We start from the raw sequence: 17,360 nt of genomic DNA, 5'->3' as shown, positions 1-17,360 counted from the left end.
AGCTGTGCTCATCCGAATGGCTTTTATCTCAGTACCTTTTAATCCAATTCCGGCTTCATACGTCTCCAAACATGTGTATTCAAAAGATGCTTTTTTATTTCGTATGTTAACGTTTTTAAGTATTTCTTTACCCATCTCTATACTGTGCCTCCTATTTTCATCCTCGGTTCTGGAGACAAATCCCAAGTAGCAAAATCTTTTTCTAAATATTGATAATAGCCTGCAACAGCAATCATTGCAGCGTTGTCTGTGCAATACTCAAAAGCAGGAATAAATATATCCCAGCCATCTTCATCGCGTTTCCGCACCATTGCTGCGCGTAAACCAGAATTTGCTGATACGCCACCAGCAATTGCCACACGCTTGATGCCCGTTTCTCGAACCAATCGATTCAATTTACGCATCAAAACCTCAACTAAGGCATGCTGCACACTAGCACAAATATCGTTTAAATTTTTCTGAATAAATTCAGAATCTATCGCTGTATTCTTTTTCAAGAAATACATGAAGGCTGTCTTTATTCCACTAAAGGAATAATTGTAGCCTGGCATTTCTACCGTTGGAAACGGAAACATCAAACCATTACCTTGTTTGGCATAGGTATCGATTAATGGTCCACCTGGGTAAGGCAAGCCCATCAACTTCGCTGTTTTATCAAAAGCTTCCCCTACGGCATCGTCTTGGGTTTCGCCAACAACTTCCATTTCTAGGTAGTTTTTAACCAAAACTAATTGTGTATGTCCACCGCTTACGGTTAAACAAATAAATGGAAATTGAGGTTTTGGTTCATCAATGAAGTGCGCTAGAATATGGGCTTTCATGTGATTTACCTTTATTACCGGAATGTTTAAAGCAGAGGCAAATGCCTTACTAAAAGAAACTCCAATTAATAATGCGCCTAATAATCCAGGTCCTGAGGTACAGGCTACTGCATTCAGGTCTGATTTTTGTATATTTGCTTGTAGGAGTGCTTCAGACACAACTGGGATTATATGTTGTTGATGTGCCCTTGAAGCTAATTCTGGCACAATTCCACCATATTTCTCGTGAATTGTCTGCGAAGCGACTATATTACATAGTATATTCCCATCCTGTATCACAGCAGCGGCTGTTTCATCACAGGAAGATTCGATTGCTAATAGTGTAACTGACATAGATTGAATACTCAAGTAAAGAATTTTAGCAGAATTTTCATAAGGAGCGTTTTAAAAACGGTCTCTTATACTGTGCTTTTTTTACTCATTTTACTAACAATCATTGTAATAGGCTTCAAAACTATTTATGTACAAAAAAAGGTAGCCGAGCTTGCAAGCAAACAATTATCAGGATATTTACATTATACAGTCGAAATTGAACGATTAGAAATTGATTGGTTTGATCACATAACTGTCTACGGGGTTTCTTTATTTGATTATCAAAAAACACGTATGATTCACTTGGGCGAAGTTCAAGTAGATTATGAAATTTTCACCTTTGAAAAATCCCTATCCTACCGAATTCAAGAAGCTGTTTTGAAAGATGGTGAAGTACATTTAATCAATTATAAAAATTCTGAATTTTTAAACATCAACGAATTCATAAACAGTTTAAGCAATTTAATTGGACCAAGTACCGACACAACAAGTGCCACAAAGCCCTTTACAATAAAAGATGTAAAACTTGTAAACATGCGTTTTGCATACGACGATTACAATGAAGGTACCATTACTGGCTTTGATCACAACCACTTTTCTTTTGATAGCATCAATGGATTAACGGAACAACTTTACGTATTTTCAGATACATTTCGGATTGCAATCAATGATTTAAAAACAATTGAAAGCCATACCCGTATGCGTGTGCACAAACTTGCAGGGGTATATACCTTATGCAATAACTACATGGAATTAGATGACATGTATGCCAGTATTAGTAATTCTTTTCTACGAAATTATGCTCGCGTGAGCTATTCTACTATTACAGATTTAAAAGATTTTAACACCAAAGCATATATCACAAGCACCCTAGATAGTTCTTATATTGACCTAAAAGACATCGCACACTTCGCACCTGCGCTAAAAGCATACCCATATAGAGTTGCTGTTAGTGGTAAGGTTTCTGGTAAAGTAAGTAAATTCAATATCAGCAATTTGTATTTACAATCGGGGAACAGCTCTTTAAAAGGCAGCCTACACATGGATGGCTTACCTGATTTTCAGAAAACATATATCGATGCAGATTTTAAAAATGTATATTTATCATCTGGTGACTTAAGTAATTTTTTCAGCCAAGATGTAAACAATACATTAAGAATTGCTCAATATTTTCAAGGATCTATTGAGTTTAATGGATTCCCAAGAAACTTTGTTTCGAATGCTGCTCTTAATACTGCTATCGGTTACGCCAAAACAGACATGTCGTTTAATCTTAAAGATAACATCATGGACGATAGTTATTATTCTGGCAGATTAGTAACTAAAAATTTAGCATTCGGCAAATTGATTCAAAATGACAAATTTGGCATCCTAAACATGGATGGAAAAATAAGTGGTGTTGGCTTTGATATTGATAAATTAAAAATGGATATGGTTGCTACAATACAATCCATAGAATTTAATACATATAATTACAAAAACATTCATACCGATGCGATTCTTCAAAAAGCACTATTCAATGGACATGCAGATATTGCTGATTCAAATTTAGTAATGCAAATTGATGGCATGCTTGATTACAGACAAGCAGAAAAAATTCTTCAAGTAAAGGTAAATTGTGATAAAGCACAAATAAGAAATCTCCATTTGAATGCATTCGATCATGATTTATTAGTTAAAACGAATTTGAATATTGATTTCAAAGGGTCAGAAATAGATGATGCATATGGGAATGGTTATTTAACCAATACGTATTTACTATATGACAAAAATAAAGAGATTTTTATTGACACGTTGCATCTGCAATCCGATATACTTTCTGACACAACACGCATCATAGAAATAAATTCAGATGTTATCAGTGCATCCATTAAAGGGAATTTCAAACCCACTATAATAGCGCATGATTTCAGCGAATTTGCTCAAGAAGTAATTCAAAGTATCTCTGGCGACAGTTTAAATGTGGTTAAGTATTATAAAGACAAAGTTTCCCATCAAGAAAATCAATATCATGCTACCTATGATATAAAATTACATGATATAAACTCGTTTTTGAATATATATACGCCTGGTTTATATATATCTGGGGAATCAAAAATCAGAGGTCGGTTTAATTCTGGCCGAACTAAAATAATTAAATCCTTTGCATTGATCGACACCATCTACTATAAAGGATTTGAATTTAGAAAAAACAAAATCAATTTATTTTGTTCTCAAAGAAACGATAGTTCTGAAGTACTCGGGAATGTAACGTTTACCTCCGAAAATCAAATAAACTCAAGCTTTATACAAACTGAAAATTTGATTTTAGAATCCGTTTTAGCAGGAGAACATGCAGATTTTTATTTCAATGCAAAACAAAAAAATGCGACTAACAGTACAAAGGTTTCTGGTACAATAGATTTGTTTGAACCCTACAATATTATAACGTTCACAAATTCTAATTTACTAATTAAAGATAAAAACTGGGCTTTTGAGAATGATCGTAAAATTTATTTCAACAGTGCAAGCATCATACTAGATAGTATATCTATTTTCAATTTAGATCAACGAATTACCTTGGCAGGTAAATCAGCTAATGGACAAACCAATGGTAGCATGCTGATGAAGAAAATCAATATTGAAGATTTTGCTCATTTTGTAACTCCTATAAAGTTAAAAGGAATTATTGATGGCAATTTACATTTAGGAGAATCAAATGTGGATAGCAAAGTATCTATTACAAATTTCAATATAGATACCTTATACATAGGCGATGTTGAAGGCAAAACAGGATGGAGTACGGAAGCCAAACGAATGAACATGGATGTTGATATTCTACGTAAATCGGAAAATATTTTCAAATTAACTGGGTATTATATTCCTGAAAATACAGAGCACAGTGAAGACATGAATTTAGTTGCCAGTTTTACAAAAACAGATATTTCTCCCCTTAATGCAATTGCAAAAGATGTATTTACTAATATTAGTGGTTTAGCAACAGGATATGCAACGATTACTGGAACACTTTCAGAACCTATCGTTAAAGGCAGTATTGACGTAGAAGATGGACAGTTTACCATACCATTTATAGGAACCACCTACCATTTCTCTGATCGAATTGAACTTAAAAATGATCGTATTTCATTTGATAAAATTCAGCTCAAAGATGTACGTAATAAAACATGCCTCATTACTGGAGGTTTAAATCATACACACTTTAAAGATTTTGTATTAGACTTTAAAGGAGAAATTAAAGACAATACCGGTTTTCAAGCTTTAAATTTAAGTGAAGACCAAGGTGATATTTTTTATGGAGAAGCTTATGTAACTGGAAACTGGGAAATCATAGGAGCATTGAATAAAATAAAAATTATTGCCAATGCGAAATCGCAACCCGATACTAAAATATTTATACCATTAAATACCTATGCAGGTGCTGAGCACGAAAGCTATATACGCTTTGTAGATCCAAATAGAAAAGCAACCAATCTATCTAAAAAACGAAAAGTAGATTTATCGGGAGTTGAAATGGAATTTAATTTTGAAATTACTCCGGATGCCTATGCTGAAATTATTTTCGACAAGAAAGCAGGCGACATTATTAGAGGGAATGGGAAAGGCAATATGCGTATGACCATTGATACACGAGGTGAATTTAATATGTTTGGTAATTATGAAATTACTAGAGGTAAATACAACTTCACCTTAGCAGGTATTATTAACAAAGAATTTACAATTGATCCAGGAAGTAGTATTAAATGGCAAGGAGACCCTTATGAAGCATTATTGGACATCAATACCCGATATCGGATTTATACTTCGCTGAAACCAACCTTTACTGTACCTAGTGATGACCCAATAATGGCCTCTCCTGATGCGCAACGAAAATATCCTGTGAATGTATTGATGGGATTGAAAGGAGATCTTACGAACCCTGAAATTAACTTAGGATTAAAAATTGAAAATAAATATCCAGGACAATTCTCCCAATATGTTACGAGTTTCGAAAGCTATGTAGCTGGAAACCCTTCTGAAATGAATAGACAAGCCTTTAGTCTAATTGTACTTAGACAATTGACTCGTATTGGTGGAACAGATGACAATGGTACTAAAACAAGTACATCTGGCTCGTATGCAAATTTAAGTGAACTTCTTTCCAATCAATTAAGCAGTTTTGTTTCTCAATTTGATGACAATTTAGAAATCAATGTAGACTTAACAACTTTGGATAAAAATGGATTAAATTCATTTAATATGCGGTTTGCATATACTGCTTTAGATGGCAGACTTCGTATTTCACATCAAGGTGGAAATTATTCCAATACCGCAAGTGCTGCAACGAGCATTGTTGGTGAATGGACGGTTGAATATGTCTTAAGTAAAAGTGGAAATTTAAAAGCAAAAGTATACAATAAAATAAATCAAAATGCTTTAATTACTTCAACAGCAGCAAACCCAACAATGGCAGCAGGCATGAGTATTTTCCATACACAAGGATTTGACAAAATAAGCGAAATTTTTAAACGTAAAAATCCTAAAAAAGAGAAGAAACGCAAAGCTCCTAAGCAATATTGGACGCCTTATAAAGAAGAAGAATAAATTCAAACAATTCCTATTGAAAATTGTTGTAAGGGAAACAATACGTATGATGGAGAAAAAGGAAATTGCTATTTTTTGGTTTAGAAGAGATCTTCGATTAAACGACAATACAGGTTTATATCATGCTTTAAAAAGTGGACTACCTGTTATTCCTATCTTTATTTTTGATACAGATATTTTATCAAAATTAGAGAATAAAAAAGATGCTCGGGTACAGTTTATTCATTCAACAGTACATTCTATTAAAAAAGAATTAAATGCACTAAATCGAGATCTTCTCATTTTTAAAGATACTGTTTTGAATGTGTTTAAGCAACTTTCAGACACGTATACGATTAAAGCTATTTATTGTAATAGGGATTATGAACCCAATGCTATAAGCCGCGACAATCATATTGCGGCGTTTGCCAGCACCCACTCTATTTCTTTCCATTCCTATAAAGATCAAGTGGTTTTTGAAAAGGATGAAATATTAAATGATTCTGGCAAACCGTATCGTGTCTACACTCCTTACAAAAATAAATGGTTGGCAAAATTAAAAACCAACCCCATACATTTTTTCACTTCCGAAAAATTATTGTCTGCATTGCACCCCTTAAGTCCTAGTCTCATGATTGAATTAAGAAGCTTGGGATTTAAAGAATCTTCCATTACCATCCCTCCCATTCATATTGCTCGAAAAACAATTCAAGAATATGACAAAACACGTAATTTTCCATTTCTAACAGATGGAACTTCCTTATTAGGTATACATTTTAGATTTGGAACTATTAGCATACGTGAAAAAGTAATAAAGTCACAACCCTTAAATGAAGTTTGGTTAAGTGAATTGATTTGGAGAGAATTTTTCATGCAAATTTTGTATCATTTCCCAGATGTTGTTACGAATTCCTTTCAACCCAAATTTAATATCATTGAATGGAGAACGGATGCAGACGATTTTGAAAAATGGTGTAATGGACAAACAGGATATCCATTGGTTGATGCTGGAATGCGGGAATTGAACGCAACAGGTCATATGCACAACCGCGTACGAATGGTTGTTGCGAGTTTCTTAACCAAACATTTGTTCTTAGATTGGCGCTGGGGAGAAGCCTATTTTGCTCAGAAATTACTTGACTACGATCTATCTGCAAACAATGGCAATTGGCAATGGGCAGCAGGGACAGGTGCGGATGCTCAACCCTATTTTAGAATATTCAATCCAATTGCGCAACAACAAAAGTTTGATCCGGATTTTGTATATATAAAAAAATGGGTGCCAGAGTATGGAACTTCTTCGTATATTCAACCAATGATTGAACATAAATCAGCTACAGATCGAGCAAAAAAAATGTTCTCCATTTTAAAAAATTAATTCTATGAAACGTATCTATTTGCTTTTTCTATCCTTATTTTGTTCCTATATATTATATGCTCAAAACATACATATCAACATTACGGATGCAACTACGGGTAATGCAATTAAAGGAGCTAAAATTAAATCCTTACACGAGCACGACTTCATTACATTTTCAAATGACAGTGGTTACTTTTCTTTTGACTTAAAACACAATGATACCATTTTGATTCAAAAAGATATGTTTTACCCGATATTTATTCGTTTATCAACTAATAAGTTTGTAGTACCCATATAATTAAAATACAATTATTCCCTTCTCAAAAAAAATATGCTGTAAACAATCAATTTTCTAAAATGGATCTTCAAACATTCGAATACCATTTCACACACGATGAAGTAGGTGAAGAAAGTAATGCACACATTACCATATTGCAACCTAAAGATGCTGTAAATGCACAAAAAGTATGGACAGGAACGCCTTTAAAAATAATTTCTATAGATGCTTTTCCTGGGCTGTCCTATAAAAGCAAAAATCATTACATCTTAAAAGAAAATGAATATTAATTTCATTGTTTGTACATGTCAGAAATACATTATGTAACAGATATCATTTGTTTGATATGAAATATATTATAATTGCATTCAATTATAATATAATACGCAATTGAAATGCAAACATCGTACATCAAATTTCATAAAAAAGGCTTTATACTATTTGTATAAAGCCTTTTTTATGAAAAGATTCCAAGAACTATTTTACTCCGTACCCATTCAGTTTATAAACAAGTCCTACTGCTAGTACATTTTTAAATTGAACTGCAGGTCCTACTGATCCATTATCACGAGACACCTTGATATCGTCATCGTAAATAAGGTTGGTAGTAAAGGTCGTTGTTAAATATTTATTCACTTTTAAATATAAGAAGCAATCCCAGAACACATCTACATTAAAATTTGTATAATTATTAAATAAATATAACTGCGAAGCAAAGGTTACATTTTTAACAATATCCGCTTTATACTTTATCATCATAGAAACCCCATATTCTTTCCTTAACGTTGTACCTGGCGTAACTCCGTAAGCACCTTGAGCAGATAATTCAGCATCATTTACAATGGTGTATTTAGCCGCCACAGGAGAGAATATAATACTTGTACTCGCAAAGGGTAAATACTCCAAACCTAGAGATGCTGTCAAATATGCTGGAGCTAATATGTTAGATATCTTTACAGATGAATCAGGTTTAACCTCATCATAATATTTATATCCTTCTGCAAACTGGGTTCTAAAATCAGCTAATGCAGCATAACGTAATTTCTTCGTTTGTTCGTACGCAAACTTCGTTTGGAAGTAAATACGGTCATCACTTTTTCTAAATGGTGCTGTCTTTCTACCTAAACGTTGAAATCCATAGGCGATATCCAAATAATTGTTCCAATGTATACGATCTTTATCGTATGCAATAGACCCAACAACTACTCCTACAAAAGACATAGCATTTTGACCACCACCAGACCAGTTATTTAAACCCACATTAGAGAAGTTGATACCAAATGCAATACTACTTCTCCACAATGTATCTTTTCCTTTATTAGCTTCTACCATATCTGCTGCAACTGCAATTGAATCCATCTGAGCAAATACAGTGTAACTAGATATTAATATTAGGGTACTTAATAAATATTTTTTCATTCGAATGAATTATTGATGCTTATTCTTATTTTAATTATTTCTTTAATAAATCTCTGATTTCAGCAAAACGCAATTCTTCTTTTGTAGGAACAGGCTCAGGAGCTGGAGCCGCTGCTTCTTCCTTCTTCTTCAAATTATTCATGCCTTTTATCATTAAGAAAATGATGAAGGCTAAAATTATAAAGTCAATAATTATTTGAATAAAATTACCATAAGCAAATACAGGAACACCTGCTTCTTTAGCCTTTGCTAAACTATCAAAGGTTTGATTACCAAAAACAATAAACTTATCTTTAAAACCTTTATCACCTATAAAAACACTGACGATTGGCATAATCAAATCATCAACAACAGATGAAACAATTTTCCCAAATGCACCACCAATGATTACACCGACAGCCAAATCAACCACATTGCCTCGCATTGCGAAGGACTTAAACTCACTTACAAAACTCATAAAACTACGTTAAGATTATAAATCATTAAATATCAATGTAAACATAAAAAAAATCTATTGATTTAAAAAAAGCATGTATTAAAAAAATAGAATTTTACTCGTTATTAACATTAACTTTACGTTAATGAACACGCTTTATACTTATTTATTAAGTTTTATTATGTGTCTTGCTATCGTTTCGCCTCTTCAGGCACAAGATTCAAGCCATTTTAAGAAACAACGCTTCATCCCAATTGTTGCATCTGCAGGTGTTATATATGCAGGTAGTGTGGCTGGATTATATCAATTGTGGTATAAAGACTATGCTTCAGAATCGTTCCACTTTTTTAATGACGATACGGAATGGATGCAAGTTGATAAAGTAGGGCATTTTTATACGGCTTACCAATTAAGCCGCATATCAAGTGATGTGCTTAGTTGGACAGGCACAAAACGAAAAAAAGCTATTTGGTATGGCACAGGTACAGGATATTTATTTCAAACAACGATAGAAGTTTTTGATGGATTTTCATCTGAGTGGGGTTTCTCTGTTGGTGATATGGTTGCGAATACGCTCGGTTGTGCAACATTACTTTCGCAATACCTTGCTTGGAATGAAGTTCGGATTATTCCAAAATTCTCTTTTCATACAACCAATTATGCCAACATTAGTCCAAATTTATTGGGTTCCACCTTTGGTCAGCAATTATTAAAAGATTACAATGGGCAAACGTATTGGTTGTCGTTCAACATTCGAAAATTAACACAAAAAGATTTCTTTTGGCCTAAATGGTTGTGCGCTTCCGTTGGCTATGGCGCAGAAGCAATGGTACGTGGATATTTAGATGGAAGCAATCAAATGGGTTATTATCCGTATAGACAAGTATACTTTTCGCTGGACATAGATTTTCAAAGTATACATACAAAAAGTAAATTTCTTAAAACAGTATTTTATACCATTAATATGCTAAAAGTTCCTTTTCCAACATTGGAATTTAACAATCAAGGTGTAAAATTTCATGGTATCTATTTCTAATAATATTATATGAAAATTGGTGATAAAGTTCGTTTGGTTCATGGTAAAGAATCGGGCATAATAATTCGAGTTATTGATGCGCAACAAATTGAAGTTGAGATTGAAGACGGATTCCGAATTCCTGTTGCTAAAAAAGAAGTAACCGTTATCTCTTCTGCTGAAGGACTACTCACTGGTGTACGCACAGAACCAGAAGCAAATCAAGATACAACAACAAAATCCTTAAATGGAAATGTACAAATTGCATTTCAAGCATTTAATGATCGTACACATCGCGCTTTATTAATTAACGAGCGCAATTGCCCTATTCTATTTAGTTGTTTCAAAAAAACAAAACAACATACCTTGCTTATTCAATCTGGAAAATTAGAAAGCAATGCTTTATTGAGTTTGGATGAATGGAATACAAGTGAATTTGCAACTTGGCCAACCTTAATTTTTCAATTTATCTATTTGCTGCCAAGTGTTGAAAAGTTAGTCCCGCCCTTCACCACTGAAATAATTATAAAAGCTGAAAAGTTTTATAAAAATAAAAAACATCATTCTTTATTAAAGGGAGAAGCACATACGTGGGCTATCGACGGCGATCTAAAAATAGAAGCAAAAGAAATTGAACAACTAACAACACGTTTAAATAACCCAGCATCTACAGCAAATTTATTAGCTTTTGAAGAACCAGAATCAGAAGTCGATTTACACATTGAAAAACTAGATGCAGATTGGAACTCCTTAACTCCCATGTTAATCATGCACAAGCAAACGAGTACCTTTGAAAAAAAACTAGATCAAGCAATTGCTTGTGGAATGGATGAAATAACATTTATACATGGTGTAGGTAATAATGTATTAAAAAATGAAATACATAAACGATTAAGTAAAGACAAGCGCATTGATTTTTTCAAAGATGCGAAGAAAGAGCGCTTTGGATATGGAGCAACACTGGTAAAGCTGAAATAGCTTTACAAATTCCAAATTTCAAATAACAAATACCAAACTACTACGAAGTAGGATGTGAAAATTCAAATTCAAAATTCCAAATTCCAAACGGAGAAAACATTAAAATCTAAGATTCTTGTTTTTCCAGTAGTTTGGAATTTGTTTTTTGTTATTTGGGATTTCTCTCCTCATCAAAGAGCTCATTACATTCCCATACAAATTATGTATCTTTGAAGAGCAATACAAGTTGTCTTATCGCCGTTAGCTTAGGCTGAGGGAGGAAAGTCCGGGCAACGCAGAGCATCTTACTACCTAACGGGTAGGCTGTTGTTTCGAAAGGAATAATGGACAGACAGGGCCGCAGAAAATAACCGCCACGCCTCGGTGTGGTAAGGGTGAAAAAGTGAGGTAAGAGCTCACTCGTTATGCAGCGATGTATAATTGGGGTAAACCTTAGGAGTTGAAAGACCAAATAGGTTCCGGATATGGTGCTGCTCGTACCAGATAACACGCAAGTGTTGTTAGCCGGAATGGGTAGGTCGTTAGAGCCTTATAGTGATGTAAGGAGTAGATAAATGATAAGAGTCGCATCCCGATAGCTATCGGGATCGTGAAACAGAACCCGGCTTATAGACTTGTATTGCTTTTTTAGTTTTAAGTTCTAAGTTTTAAGTTTTAAGAAAAATTCTTTAAACTTTTTATTTTTTTCTTAAAACTTATTACTTAAAACTTATTACTTATTCTTTATGCCTAAAATCTTAATCATTGACGACGAACGTAGCATACGCAGTACGTTAAAAGAAATACTAGAATACGAAAAATACTCCGTTGAAGAAGCAAAAGATGGCGAAGAAGGTTTAAAAATGATCTTAGAGAATGACTATGATGTTGTTCTGTGTGACATTAAAATGCCTAAAATGGATGGTATGGAAGTACTTGAAAAAGTATACAGCAGCGGAAAAGATATTCCATTTATTATGATATCTGCACACGGTTCTATAGAAACTGCTATTGATGCTACACGCAAAGGTGCTTACGATTTTATCACAAAGCCGCCCGACTTAAACCGTCTTTTGGTGAGTGTTCGTAATGCTATGGATCGCAGTACCCTTGTTACCGAAACGAAGACATTAAAGAAGAAAGTAAACAAGTCGTACCAAATTATTGGTGAGTCGAAAGAAATCAAACAAATTTTTAAAACCATTGAAAAGGTTGCCCCTACTGATGCGCGTGTATTAATTACGGGTCCAAATGGAGCAGGTAAAGAATTGGTTGCACGCGCCATTCACACACAAAGTAAACGTGCGAACGAGCCCTTAGTAGAAGTAAATTGTGCTGCGATTCCATCTGAACTAATCGAGAGCGAATTATTTGGGCATGAAAAAGGATCCTTTACATCTGCTATCAAACAACGTATTGGGAAATTTGAACAAGCAAACGGAGGCACCTTATTTTTAGATGAAATTGGTGATATGAGTCCTTCAACACAAGCTAAGGTATTACGTGCGTTACAAGAAAGCACCATTACTCGAGTGGGTGGAGAGAAAGAAATTAAAGTAGATGTTCGTATTATCGCAGCAACCAATAAAGATTTAACCAAAGAAATTGCCGAAGAACGTTTTAGAGAAGATTTGTTTCATAGATTGAATGTGATACCCATTGAAGTACCCGCATTAAAAGATCGTGCAGATGATATACCTTTATTAATAGAACATTTTTTAGCAATTGTTGCGGAAGATCATGGCACTACAACTAAAAAAATAGATCAAAAAGCAATTGATGCGCTACAAAAATTACCTTGGACTGGAAATATCCGAGAGTTAAAAAATGTGGTTGAACGCTTAGTAATTATGAGCGAAAAAACCATTACAGTAGAAGATGTTAAATTGTATGTCAAATAGAAAAAGGTTCCGAGAAATTCTCAGAACCTTTTTTATATTTTTGTAATGTAAATCCAGTATTAAGAATGCTTAACAGCAGATTGTGTATCCTTAGTATAAGTAGGACAAGTTCTATGTGGTGCACATGAAGCAGCTAATAACGTTGCGGCTGCAAATACGATGAATACAATTCTTGCTTTCATTCTGATGTTTTTTAGTAGTTGAACGTATACAAATATATAAAAACTCAGGCTATCTAAAAAATAAATTTCCTTACTTAGGTATATTATTTTTCCATAATATACCTAACATTCACATATACAGCAAATTACACCCTCTCAAATCAGACGCATCCAATCTTCCCAATATTTCAAATTGGTGATTAGTAATTCTTCCAACATCCTGAGTTTCAATAAAACAACACCCATTAATGTTTGCCAAGTCAATTATATTTATTCCTCCACTACCTTGTAGCACGTTACAAAAGGGATCATTTATTTGTCTTAATATCGGAATCAAACCGAATGGAAATTGATACATCCCTTCTCCTAAAGAATAGGATTGAGAAAGTAATTCCGTCATTCCATATTCTGAATGAATGTTTGTAACCTTAAATCCTTTACATAATTGATTGTGTAATTCTGAACGTGTAAGCTCACTCCGCCTGCCTTTCATCCCTCCTGTTTCTAGGAATAAGATATTTGAATAATCAGCCTCTTCTGATTCCGCCCAATCTAGTAAGGCATAACTCACACCCCAAACTAGTATTTTTTTATTTTCTGTAGCAATTGACTTTAACAGGAGTTTAATTCTAGGAATATCAAAGGAATAAAATCCAGATGCATCGTGGTTTGTTTCTCTAATAAAATGCTGCATCATAAAAATTAATGATGAAGATGAATTTTCTTCATAAGAAGGCAATACAGCTATTATAATTACATCTTTTAAAGATCCATAATACGACTCAAAGATATGCTGGCTACGCATCTGGTAAAACGCAGGGTCGGCAACGGTATGCGTTGAACGATTTGCGGAAGTAGTGCCACTACTATAAAAGTCAACGCTCTTTGTAAAATCGATAGAGCCATCTTGCGTAATTACAGAATGATTTTTATAAAAGGAAATAGGCAAAAATGGTATATCTGCTACAGAATGAACCTGTGCAGGTGTTTTTTTAATTGCTTGTGCAAATTCTCTATAAATAGCATTATAAGAATATTGATATCGATATACTTCTAATATCCCATCATCGTTAATAGTAGATGGAGATTCTAGTAAAATTTGCTTTATTTCCTTGTCAAATGACATTCTATATTGGTATATTGAATACAAATTAACAACAATGTTCGTAAAGAAAACAATTTATTCCTTCTTCGTTTTACTTCTAGGTCTTTTTTTCTTAGGATGTAAAAAAGCACCGAATTATCCCAAAGCGCCTGTCATACAATTCGACCGATTGCGAGTAATAAATGATAATGTAAATTATGTGGATTCTATTTCGGTGTATATCAAATTTCAAGACGGTGATGGGGACTTGGGAAACCAACCTGCAGATCCAAATTTTTTGGATTTCTTTGTAGATATCTATAAGAAAACAAACGGCACATATATACGCATGACATTTTTTGATTCTTCGCCGCTAAGTTATAATGGATTCTTACCTTTACTTTCGCCTTACGAAAAAACAGGTCCAATTGATGGCAATGTACGTTACATTCTTGCTCCCTTTGAAGCGCCCTTACCCATAGGTACTATGGCGCCTATCTCTGCCCCTTTTCATAAAAATGATACACTTCAATTTCATGTTCGCATCCGTGATAGAGCTGGGAATTATAGTAATTGGGTTGAATCCAACGATTACATTGTTTGGGATAAATTTTAGCAGTATTTCTAACAAAAAATAGCCAATAATTTAAATCGTTGGCTATTTTTTGTTAGAAATTAATTAAGAATGTGTGAATCAGGTTTTTTAATTTTTTATTCCTGTTTAAATAAATAATAAAATGATATTTTATTAAACAGAGATTTAGGTTGAGGCAATACTTCTTCCCTAAAAAAGCCAAAGCTACAAACACAAATAAAATACTTCTATAAAATAACCACTGCTGCTAAAATTGGAAACAAATTGTTTGAGTATTGTTCATTTAGAATATTTTTTATTGTTTTAATATATGCAAATGTAAACGTGAAGAGTCTTTTATTAAATACAAATCAGTTATTAAATCATCTGTTATTAATTGTCTTTGCATTTAATTCGCCCATATTTTTAAAATCGCATTTTACAAACATAATTGCACCAATTCTTCTATAAACAGTTACATGCTCTAGTCGATTTTTTATAGACCTTTATCTACCAAAGTGGCAAGATGGTCGAAATTTGATTCCGTTTCTGCTATATATTTTGTTTCTTGTTTTATATTAAATCCCCAAATATGCAGCCTATTTATACATCACTCCTATTACTATTCACTTCATTGTGGTCATTAAAAACGATTGCACAAATTGAAACAATCACATTAGAACAACTTCAAACAAAAACAATACAGTCAGAAAATGATACGTTGTATATCGTTAATTTTTGGGCCACTTGGTGCCGGCCATGCGTGGCTGAATTACCTTACTTTGAACAAGCTGCAAAAGATAATGTTACTAAAAAAGTTAAGATTTTATTAATTAATTTAGATTTCCCTTCAGAAAAAAATAAAGTAATTGCTTTTGTAACAAAGAAAAAATTACAAAATAATGTATATCTATTGAATGCAGGTGATCCTAATAAATGGATAGATAAAATTGATCCGAGCTGGGATGGCGCGATTCCTGCAACGGTATTTTATAAAGAAGGCAAAAAAGTATTCTTTCATGAAGGAGATTTAACACAAGTTGAATTGAATGCTAAAATTAAAATTCATACGCCTTAGATTCTTTAAAGAAACGAGTAAAAATAAATAATAATACTAAATACATTAAAGCCTTATTCACATTAAACACCTCTTTATCGAATAAAAAAGAAAGGCGATACAACAACACTTAAATATAATAATTCATAAAAAACCAAAATTAAAAATGAAAAAATTAATCGTATTCATTCTAGCAATAATCGTTCTTGCTTCTTTTAAAAGAGAAGGTGGCTATTCCATTGGCGACAAAGCGCGTGATTTTAAATTAAAAAATATCGATGATAAAATATTCTCCCTTGCTGACAAAAAAGATGCAAAAGGTTTTATTGTGGTCTTTACGTGTAATCATTGTCCGTATGCTGTTAAATACGAAGACCGTATTGTGGCATTGAATAATAAATATGCAAAATTAGGTTATCCTGTTGTTGCAATCAATCCAAACGATGCAACGGCCTACCCAGATGATAATTTTGAGAATATGAAAAAAAGAGCGAAAGCTAAATCGTTTACATTCCCCTATTTAGTAGACGAAACCCAAGATATTGCAAAATCGTATGGTGCATCCAAAACTCCTCATGTATTTGTATTGAAAAAAGTAAACGCTGATTTGATTGTGGAATATATTGGAGCAATCGATGACAATACAGATGATGCGTCTTCTGTAAAAGTAAAATATGTTGAAGATGCTGTAGATGCATTACTCTCAGGACAAGCAGTTGCTGTTACTACCACCAAAGCAATAGGGTGCGGGGTAAAGTGGAAGCAATAGTAATGAGTTATGAACTACTTACAACTCATTCTTTCATTAAAAATAAAAAGTATAGCCTGCTGATCATATTCGGCAGGCTATACTTTTTATTGCATATTATTTATGGAAGTACATTATCATCCATTATTATTTTTCACTCTTTTATAATTTTAAAGAATGACTCACCAGCTTTCACAATGTAAACGCCGGGATTCAATTCTTCGCCGAATTCCGCATAAACTACCCTTTTATAAGAAAATACAAGTTGTCCTGTGATGCTATAAATAGCTACATCTAATGGTGTCCCAAGTTCAAGCATAAATGTATTCGTGCTTGGATTGGGATAAATTCTGCTTTGAACAATATCGGCTGATAAATCTATGTCTGTAGAAATAGCAGTAAACGTTGCTGTGATATTCTTATTTGCAGTCATCGTTACACTCAAAGGGTTTGTACTCCCTGTTGCATCACCAGACCAACCTGTGAAAGTATAACCCGTTGCAGGACTTGCTGAAAGTATTTGCGTAGTACCTTCAACAAAAGTTCCTACTGCTGGACTAACCGAACCCAAGCCTACCATGTTTACAGCAAGCGTATAAGTTGTAGTTGAAGCGATTGCAGTGAACGTAGCTTTGATGTTCTTATTCGCAGTCATTGTAACACTCAAGGGATTCGTTG

General features: G+C 33.5%; 17 protein-coding genes and 1 other RNA gene. 11 read left to right on the top strand and 7 right to left on the bottom strand.

The window, feature by feature from the left end; translation table 11 throughout:
• Together Q0543_RS04205 and tsaD are read right to left on the bottom strand one after the other, a co-directional pair.
• Window positions 1-135, bottom strand: a 135-nt coding sequence (locus Q0543_RS04205; protein WP_299249574.1) for an SsrA-binding protein, incomplete at its 3' end; no start/stop codon positions are given.
• Between the two features lie 2 nt (window positions 136-137).
• Window positions 138-1,154: a tRNA (adenosine(37)-N6)-threonylcarbamoyltransferase complex transferase subunit TsaD gene (gene tsaD / locus Q0543_RS04200; protein WP_299249568.1), complete on the bottom strand. Its 1,017-nt coding sequence runs from the start codon at window positions 1,152-1,154 to the stop codon at window positions 138-140.
• Window positions 1,155-1,226: 72 nt separating this feature from the next.
• On the opposite strand from tsaD, the gene Q0543_RS04195 reads away from it, so the two are divergent.
• The 4 genes from Q0543_RS04195 to Q0543_RS04180 are packed head-to-tail and all read left to right on the top strand — an operon-like array spanning window position 1,227 to window position 7,620.
• On the top strand, window positions 1,227-5,714 hold the full coding sequence (locus tag Q0543_RS04195; RefSeq protein WP_299249565.1) for a translocation/assembly module TamB domain-containing protein: 4,488 nt from the start codon (window positions 1,227-1,229) through the stop codon (window positions 5,712-5,714).
• A 46-nt stretch (window positions 5,715-5,760) separates the two neighbouring features.
• Window positions 5,761-7,071: a deoxyribodipyrimidine photo-lyase gene (locus Q0543_RS04190; protein ID WP_366799995.1), complete on the top strand. Its 1,311-nt coding sequence runs from the start codon at window positions 5,761-5,763 to the stop codon at window positions 7,069-7,071.
• Between the two features lie 4 nt (window positions 7,072-7,075).
• Complete coding sequence (locus Q0543_RS04185; RefSeq protein WP_299249562.1) at window positions 7,076-7,351, top strand: hypothetical protein; 276 nt, start codon at window positions 7,076-7,078, stop codon at window positions 7,349-7,351.
• Between the two features lie 59 nt (window positions 7,352-7,410).
• A complete protein-coding gene (locus Q0543_RS04180; RefSeq protein ID WP_299249559.1) occupies window positions 7,411-7,620 on the top strand; it encodes a hypothetical protein in 210 nt (69 codons plus the stop codon).
• A 187-nt stretch (window positions 7,621-7,807) separates the two neighbouring features.
• Here the strand turns inward: Q0543_RS04180 and Q0543_RS04175 are convergent, their stop codons facing one another.
• Both Q0543_RS04175 and mscL read right to left on the bottom strand, forming a co-directional pair.
• Window positions 7,808-8,749, bottom strand: coding sequence for a DUF3078 domain-containing protein (locus tag Q0543_RS04175; RefSeq protein WP_299249556.1), 942 nt, complete (start codon window positions 8,747-8,749; stop codon window positions 7,808-7,810).
• Between the two features lie 34 nt (window positions 8,750-8,783).
• Window positions 8,784-9,206, bottom strand: a complete 423-nt coding sequence (gene mscL, locus Q0543_RS04170) for a large conductance mechanosensitive channel protein MscL (RefSeq protein ID WP_299249553.1) — start codon at window positions 9,204-9,206, stop codon at window positions 8,784-8,786.
• A gap of 124 nt (window positions 9,207-9,330) precedes the next feature.
• On the opposite strand from mscL, the gene Q0543_RS04165 reads away from it, so the two are divergent.
• The 4 genes from Q0543_RS04165 to Q0543_RS04150 all read left to right on the top strand — a co-directional run bounded on the left by Q0543_RS04165 (window position 9,331) and on the right by Q0543_RS04150 (window position 13,058).
• Entirely contained in the window at window positions 9,331-10,221 is an 891-nt protein-coding gene (locus Q0543_RS04165) for a DUF2279 domain-containing protein (protein ID WP_299249550.1), read from the top strand.
• A gap of 9 nt (window positions 10,222-10,230) precedes the next feature.
• Window positions 10,231-11,178, top strand: coding sequence for a Smr/MutS family protein (locus tag Q0543_RS04160; RefSeq protein WP_299249547.1), 948 nt, complete (start codon window positions 10,231-10,233; stop codon window positions 11,176-11,178).
• 218 nt (window positions 11,179-11,396) lie between these two features.
• Window positions 11,397-11,803: RNase P RNA component class A (rnpB, locus tag Q0543_RS04155), an RNA gene on the top strand.
• Window positions 11,804-11,903: 100 nt separating this feature from the next.
• Window positions 11,904-13,058 carry a sigma-54 dependent transcriptional regulator gene (locus Q0543_RS04150; protein ID WP_299249545.1) on the top strand — a complete coding sequence of 385 codons (1,155 nt, stop codon included), beginning with the start codon at window positions 11,904-11,906 and terminating at the stop codon, window positions 13,056-13,058.
• Between the two features lie 59 nt (window positions 13,059-13,117).
• Here the strand turns inward: Q0543_RS04150 and Q0543_RS04145 are convergent, their stop codons facing one another.
• Together Q0543_RS04145 and Q0543_RS04140 are read right to left on the bottom strand one after the other, a co-directional pair.
• The gene (locus Q0543_RS04145) at window positions 13,118-13,240 is read right to left on the bottom strand and encodes a hypothetical protein (RefSeq protein WP_299249543.1); all 123 of its coding nucleotides are present in this window, start codon (window positions 13,238-13,240) and stop codon (window positions 13,118-13,120) included.
• Window positions 13,241-13,349: 109 nt separating this feature from the next.
• Complete coding sequence (locus tag Q0543_RS04140) at window positions 13,350-14,345, bottom strand: hypothetical protein (RefSeq protein ID WP_299249541.1); 996 nt, start codon at window positions 14,343-14,345, stop codon at window positions 13,350-13,352.
• Window positions 14,346-14,379: 34 nt separating this feature from the next.
• Here Q0543_RS04140 and Q0543_RS04135 point away from each other — a divergent pair, with 34 nt between their 5' ends.
• The 3 genes from Q0543_RS04135 (at window position 14,380) to Q0543_RS04125 (ending at window position 16,703) form a co-directional block, all read left to right on the top strand.
• The gene (locus Q0543_RS04135) at window positions 14,380-14,919 is read left to right on the top strand and encodes a hypothetical protein (RefSeq protein WP_299249540.1); all 540 of its coding nucleotides are present in this window, start codon (window positions 14,380-14,382) and stop codon (window positions 14,917-14,919) included.
• A gap of 550 nt (window positions 14,920-15,469) precedes the next feature.
• Window positions 15,470-15,955, top strand: a complete 486-nt coding sequence (locus Q0543_RS04130) for a TlpA disulfide reductase family protein (RefSeq protein WP_299249538.1) — start codon at window positions 15,470-15,472, stop codon at window positions 15,953-15,955.
• A gap of 145 nt (window positions 15,956-16,100) precedes the next feature.
• A complete protein-coding gene (locus tag Q0543_RS04125; RefSeq protein ID WP_299249530.1) occupies window positions 16,101-16,703 on the top strand; it encodes a thioredoxin family protein in 603 nt (200 codons plus the stop codon).
• Between the two features lie 133 nt (window positions 16,704-16,836).
• Here the strand turns inward: Q0543_RS04125 and Q0543_RS04120 are convergent.
• On the bottom strand, window positions 16,837-17,360 hold a 524-nt coding region (locus tag Q0543_RS04120), incomplete at its 5' end, for a T9SS type A sorting domain-containing protein (protein ID WP_299249527.1).

It is taken from the genome of uncultured Cytophaga sp., from assembly GCF_937863595.1.
GTDB lineage: Bacteria > Bacteroidota > Bacteroidia > Cytophagales > Cytophagaceae > Cytophaga.
The sequence above is the reverse complement of the archived record's forward strand: the minus strand, read 5'-3'. Positions and strand labels throughout refer to the sequence as shown.

Bases quoted from the DNA above. Each gene is read 5' to 3' on its own strand.
- tsaD (WP_299249568.1), bottom strand. From the start codon at position 1,154: ATGTCAGTTACACTATTAGCAATCGAATCTTCCTGTGATGAAACAGCC.
- Q0543_RS04190 (WP_366799995.1), top strand. From the start codon at position 5,761: ATGATGGAGAAAAAGGAAATTGCTATTTTTTGGTTTAGAAGAGATCTT.
- Q0543_RS04185 (WP_299249562.1), top strand. From the start codon at position 7,076: ATGAAACGTATCTATTTGCTTTTTCTATCCTTATTTTGTTCCTATATA.
- Q0543_RS04180 (WP_299249559.1), top strand. From the start codon at position 7,411: ATGGATCTTCAAACATTCGAATACCATTTCACACACGATGAAGTAGGT.
- Q0543_RS04175 (WP_299249556.1), bottom strand. From the start codon at position 8,749: ATGAAAAAATATTTATTAAGTACCCTAATATTAATATCTAGTTACACT.
- mscL (WP_299249553.1), bottom strand. From the start codon at position 9,206: ATGAGTTTTGTAAGTGAGTTTAAGTCCTTCGCAATGCGAGGCAATGTG.
- Q0543_RS04165 (WP_299249550.1), top strand. From the start codon at position 9,331: ATGAACACGCTTTATACTTATTTATTAAGTTTTATTATGTGTCTTGCT.
- Q0543_RS04160 (WP_299249547.1), top strand. From the start codon at position 10,231: ATGAAAATTGGTGATAAAGTTCGTTTGGTTCATGGTAAAGAATCGGGC.
- Q0543_RS04150 (WP_299249545.1), top strand. From the start codon at position 11,904: ATGCCTAAAATCTTAATCATTGACGACGAACGTAGCATACGCAGTACG.
- Q0543_RS04145 (WP_299249543.1), bottom strand. From the start codon at position 13,240: ATGAAAGCAAGAATTGTATTCATCGTATTTGCAGCCGCAACGTTATTA.
- Q0543_RS04140 (WP_299249541.1), bottom strand. From the start codon at position 14,345: ATGTCATTTGACAAGGAAATAAAGCAAATTTTACTAGAATCTCCATCT.
- Q0543_RS04135 (WP_299249540.1), top strand. From the start codon at position 14,380: ATGTTCGTAAAGAAAACAATTTATTCCTTCTTCGTTTTACTTCTAGGT.
- Q0543_RS04130 (WP_299249538.1), top strand. From the start codon at position 15,470: ATGCAGCCTATTTATACATCACTCCTATTACTATTCACTTCATTGTGG.
- Q0543_RS04125 (WP_299249530.1), top strand. From the start codon at position 16,101: ATGAAAAAATTAATCGTATTCATTCTAGCAATAATCGTTCTTGCTTCT.